General features: G+C 76.4%; 5 protein-coding genes. 1 reads left to right on the forward strand and 4 read right to left on the reverse strand.

Annotated features, from left to right (window positions below):
• Nucleotides 1-114: 114 nt before the first annotated feature.
• From ACI79E_RS22250 to ACI79E_RS22265, 4 genes are read right to left on the reverse strand one after another with little or no spacing between them, the layout of a single operon-like run.
• A complete protein-coding gene (locus tag ACI79E_RS22250; RefSeq protein ID WP_456934760.1) occupies nt 115-978 on the reverse strand; it encodes an SDR family NAD(P)-dependent oxidoreductase in 864 nt (287 codons plus the stop codon).
• Nucleotides 975-1,811, reverse strand: coding sequence for an SDR family NAD(P)-dependent oxidoreductase (locus ACI79E_RS22255; protein ID WP_456934761.1), 837 nt, complete (start codon nt 1,809-1,811; stop codon nt 975-977). The genes ACI79E_RS22250 and ACI79E_RS22255 overlap by 4 nt, the downstream gene beginning before the upstream one ends.
• Nucleotides 1,808-2,902, reverse strand: coding sequence for a hypothetical protein (locus tag ACI79E_RS22260; RefSeq protein WP_456934762.1), 1,095 nt, complete (start codon nt 2,900-2,902; stop codon nt 1,808-1,810). The genes ACI79E_RS22255 and ACI79E_RS22260 overlap by 4 nt, the downstream gene beginning before the upstream one ends.
• A complete protein-coding gene (locus ACI79E_RS22265) occupies nt 2,899-3,465 on the reverse strand; it encodes a UGSC family (seleno)protein (protein ID WP_456934763.1) in 567 nt (188 codons plus the stop codon). The genes ACI79E_RS22260 and ACI79E_RS22265 overlap by 4 nt, the downstream gene beginning before the upstream one ends.
• Before the next feature lie 362 nt (nt 3,466-3,827).
• On the opposite strand from ACI79E_RS22265, the gene ACI79E_RS22270 reads away from it, so the two are divergent.
• On the forward strand, nt 3,828-4,682 hold the full coding sequence (locus ACI79E_RS22270; RefSeq protein ID WP_456934764.1) for an IclR family transcriptional regulator: 855 nt from the start codon (nt 3,828-3,830) through the stop codon (nt 4,680-4,682).
• Nucleotides 4,683-4,800 lie beyond the last annotated feature (118 nt).

The raw sequence follows: 4,800 nt of genomic DNA on the forward strand, positions 1-4,800 counted from the left end.
GGCCGGAGGCGCTCCGCGCAGACCACCCCCCCCCCCCCCCCCCCCCCCCCCCCCCCCCCCCCCCCCCCCCCCCCCCCCCCCCCCCCCCCCCCCCCCCCCCCCCCCCGGGGTGGGTCAGGAGAGCGCGGCCTCCGCGACCGGCTCGGGGTGCCGCAGCGGGAACGGGCTCATGCCCCCGCCGTCGATCGGGATCGCCTGGGCGGTGATGTACCCGGCCTCGGGCGAGGCGAGGAAGGCCACCGCCGCGGCGACGTCCTCGGGCAGCCCGACCCGGCCGACCGGGATGTTGCGCCCGCGCGAGGCCAGCAGCGCCGCCTCATCGACGTCCGGACCGGAGCTGAGGAACGCCCGGCTGGTGCCCACCAGGCCCGGGCACAGCGCGTTCACGGTGATCCCCCACGGGCCCAGGTCCATCGCCAGGGCGCGGGTGAGCCCGATGACGCCGGCCTTGGACGCCGAGTACGGCCCGGAGAACGGCGCCGCGGTCAGCCCGGCCATCGAGGAGATGTTGACGATCCGGCCCGAGCGCTGGGCCCGCATGACCGGGACGGCGGCGCTGCTCATCAGCCACGGCCCGCGCAGGTTGACCGCGACCACCCGGTCGAACACCTCGACCGGGATGTCGGCGACGTCGGCGCGGTCGGGGCCCTGCGGCGCGGCGGCGTTGTTGACCAGGACGTCGAGCCGGCCGAACCGGTCGACCGCCTCGGCCACCATCCGCTGCGCGTCGGCCTCGACGGCGACGTCCCCGAGGACGGAGTGCGCCGTCCCGCCGCCGGCGGTGATGTCGGCGACCAGCGCCTCGACCCCGCCCCAGTCGGCCTTCCGGTCCTCCTGCTGGCGGTTGGGCACGCCGGTGGCCTGCAGGTCGGTGACGACGACGGCCAGCCCCTGGCCGGCGAGCCGCCGGGCGATCGCCTGCCCCATCCCGTCCGGTTTGCCGCAGCCGGTGACCAGGGCGACCCGCTGGGCGCTCACGTCGCGTCCCCGGCGGGCTTGGGCGGCTTGGGGCTGCTCGGGCCGCCGTCGACCGACAGGATCTGGCCCGACACCCAGCGGGCGCGGTCGCTGGCGAGGAAGAGGACCGCCTGGGCGATGTCCCAGGGGCTGCCCTCGGTGCCCAGCCCGGACCAGCCCCGGCGGATCGCGCGCATCTCCGGCGACATGTTGGCCGCGGCGAACGCGCCCCAGATCGCACCGACCTGCACGCAGTTCACGCGGATGCCGCGCTCGCCGAGGGTGTTGGCGGCGCCGACGGTCATGTTCTCCAGGCCGGCCTTGGCCAGGTTGTAGACCATGCCCGGGCCGCGGGCCCGGACGCCGACGGAGCTGATGTTCACGATCGCCGAGCCGCTGGGCAGCACCTCGACCGCGTGCCGGGTCATCTGCCAGGCGGTGGTCAGGTTGAGGTCCATCAGCTGGTGGAACCGCTCGGGGGTCACCTCGAAGATGCCCGCGCGGTCGCCGACGGCGACGTTGTTGACCAGGGTGTCGAACCCGCCGAACGAGCCGACGGTCTCCTCGACGGCCCGCTTGCACGCGTAGTCGTCGAGCAGGTCGGCGACGACGGCGATCGCCTTGCCGCCGTCGGCCTCGATGGCGTCGACGGTGCGCTGCGCCGCGGCGAGGTCCCGGTCCAGGACGGCCACCCGGGCGCCGTGGGCGGCGAACACCCGGCTGATGGCGTAGCCGACGCCGGGCTCCGTGGTGCTCTGCTGGCCGCCGCCGGTGACCAGGGCGGTCCGCCCGGTCATCCACGGCTCCCCGGCGTCCCCGAAGGGGTCGGTGAGGGACTCGCTGAACTCGGTCACTGCTGGCCTCCTGGAGGGGTGGTGCGGCCGACGACGGGCACCGAGCTCGCCGACCAGCCGGAGAAGACGCGGACCACCATCGAGATGCCGGCGTTGCGGGCGCCGGCGACGGCGATCGGCAGGGCCTCGGGGCCGCCAGTGGCGAACAGCCGGTCGAAGGCCTCGGGGTCGGTGCCGCCGTCGGCGAAGCGGACGCCGTTGTCGCCGACGCCGTCCTTGCCGACGCGGGCCAGGTCGGCCTTGCTCCTGCCGCAGCGCTCGACCAGCCACGCCCGGACGTCGGCCTTGCTCATCCCGGCCCCCGCCAGCATCTGCGCGTGCTCGGGGCAGAAGACGATGCCGGCCGGGTGGTGGCGGAAGATCGAGGCGCCGCTGCGGGAGATGGTGTCGGCGAAGTCGGCGAGCAGCTGCTCGGGGTCGGCGGTGTGCCGGTTGTCGACGTACTCGACGGTGCGGGTGAGCATCCCGGAGACCGCGGAGGTGCCGGCGGCGACGCCGCCCTCCACGGACAGCGGCTCCCAGGGGCTCTCCTCCTCGTTCTCCGCGAGGCAGACCTGCCAGCGGCCGGGCAGGCCCTGGGTGGCCTGCTCGAAGCCGTGCGGGACGACGCCGAGAGCGTTGCGCACCATCAGCCCGATGGTGCGGGCGATGGTCATGTTCGGCCGGAAGCCGGGGCCGAAGACGCCGCCGGCGGCGTTGAGGCCGAGCTCCTGGCGGACGGGGCCGTTGACGACCAGCAGCGGGGAGGGGCCGCTGGTGCTCTGCCAGCCGCCGCCCTGCGCCGACCGGTCGCGCTGGACCGCCTCCCAGGCCGCGATGACGACCGGGAAGTACTCCGGCAGGCAGCCGGCCATCGCGGCGTTCACGGCCGCGAGCTCGACGGTCACGCTGCGGTTGAGGTGCGGCAGGGTCCCGATGACCTCGTCGGGCGAGCGGTCGACGGTGGCGAGGAACCGGTCGACCAGCGAGCGGGTGGCCGGGACCAGCGGCAGCCCGTCGGACCAGCCCTGCGCGTAGCAGTGCTCGATCGCGGCCTGGGCGGCCTCGGGGTCGGCGTCCGGGACGACGACGGGGGCCTCGGCGACGCTCACGAGGCGGCCTTGTGCTGGGCGCCGGCGGCGGTCACGGTCGCGACGACCTGCGGCAGCAGCTGCCGGGCCCGCTCGCGGACGGCGTCGGCGTCGAGGATGGCCACCGGGTGCGCGGTGGTCAGGTACGCGTAGTCGGGCGCGCCCTGGACCTCGGCCATGCCGCTGGCGGTCGCGGTGAAGGCGTCCGAGCAGATGACCGCGGCCGGCACGCCGGCCCGCTCCAGCGCGATGCCGTCGGCGACGGCCGAGGCGCTGCAGGACCCGCAGTCCCCCACGCCGGTGAGCACGACGTCGCACTCCCGGACCAGCTCGGCCAGCTGCTCCTCGGGCAGGGGGAGGGCGAAGGCGGTCTTGGTGCGGCGCAGCACGGTCGCGGAGGCGCCGTGCTCGCTCTGCAGCAGGGCGGCGAGCTCGTCGAGCAGCAGCGCGGCGTTGTGCTTGGTGTTCTCCAGTAGGCCGAGCCGGACGCCGGTCAGGTCGGCGCGCCGCGGCGCCTGCGCGGTGGCGCCGATGCGCGTGGTCGTCTGCCCCGTGGGGTCGAGGATGTCGGCGAGGGTGGCCATCAGGCGGTTCCTCCCGGAGGGGTGGGGATCGGGTTCACGCGGCCTCGTGTCCTCTCGGCGGGTGGTCGCCGCCGGCGGGGCCCGGGGACCCCGGCCGACGTGCGGATCGCGGCTGGCGGACGGTCCCGCACCGGCCGGCTTCCCGAGCGGGAGGCGGTGACCGGGCTCACGCCGTCCTTGCCCGACCATCGTGTGCGGGGCCACACTCGGGCAGCGACGGCTCTTCCCTGGGGTGGAAGCCCGGCAGCGACCGGCCCGGTCGGCGGACGTGCTTGACACCACACCACCTGCCACCGCACAGTGACGCCGCCCACTTCGGTGTACGAGCCAACCAGATGTCGTGTGAAACGAAAGGGCGTGCCTTGGCAGCCAGCAGACCGTTGCCGTCGACCGCCACCGAGAGCCGGCCGGCCCGGCTGCCCACCGGCGGGGCCGCCACGGCCGCCGGGCGGGTCCTCGCCGTCCTGTCCGCCTTCGGACCGGCGCACCCCTCGCTCACCCTCAGCGAGATCAGCCGGCGGTCGGGGCTGACGCTCACCACGACCCACCGCCTGGTCGGCGAGCTGCGCCAGTGGGGCGGCCTCGAGCGGGCCGCCGACGGGCGCTACGCGATCGGGCTGCGGCTGCTGGAGCTCGGCGCCCTCGCCCCCCACGGGCTGCAGCTGCGCGAGCTGGCGCTCCCCTACCTCGACGACCTGCACCAGGCGACCCGGGCCAACGTGCACCTCGCCGTCCGGGACGGCTCCGACGGCGTGTACGTCGAGGCGCTGCGGGCCCGGGGCGCGGTGCAGGTCCTCAGCCGCCTCGGTGGACGGTGGCCGCTGCACGCCACGGGCACCGGGCAGGTGCTGCTGGCCTTCGCCGACCGGGAGGTGCAGGACGAGCTGCTGCAGGCCCCGCTCAAGCGGTTCACCGCGGACACCATCACCAACGTCGCCGAGCTGCGGCGGGTGCTGGCCGAGGTGCGGCGCACCGGTGTGGCCATCGCCGAGAACCAGCTGACCCCCGACGCGCTGGCCGTCGCCGTCCCCGTCCGCGGCCGGCGGGACGAGGTCGTGGCCGCCCTGGGCGTCACGGTGCAGCGGGGCACGGTGCAGAGCCACGCGCTGGTGCCCGCGCTGGCGGCCACGGCGCGCGGCATCTCGCGGGCCCTGGGCGCCCCCTCGGCCAAGCCCGAGGCCAGCGGCGCGCTGCGCACCTCCCGCTCCTCCGGCTGAACCGCCGCCGGCCGGGCTCCCCGGGCCCGGCCGGCACCGCACCGCACGGCGGAGGGGGGGGCGGGCGCCCCCCCGGGGGGGGGGGCCGGGGTGTTGTGGCCCCGGCCGCCGGCCCCCC

It is taken from the genome of Geodermatophilus sp. SYSU D00079, from assembly GCF_054050635.1.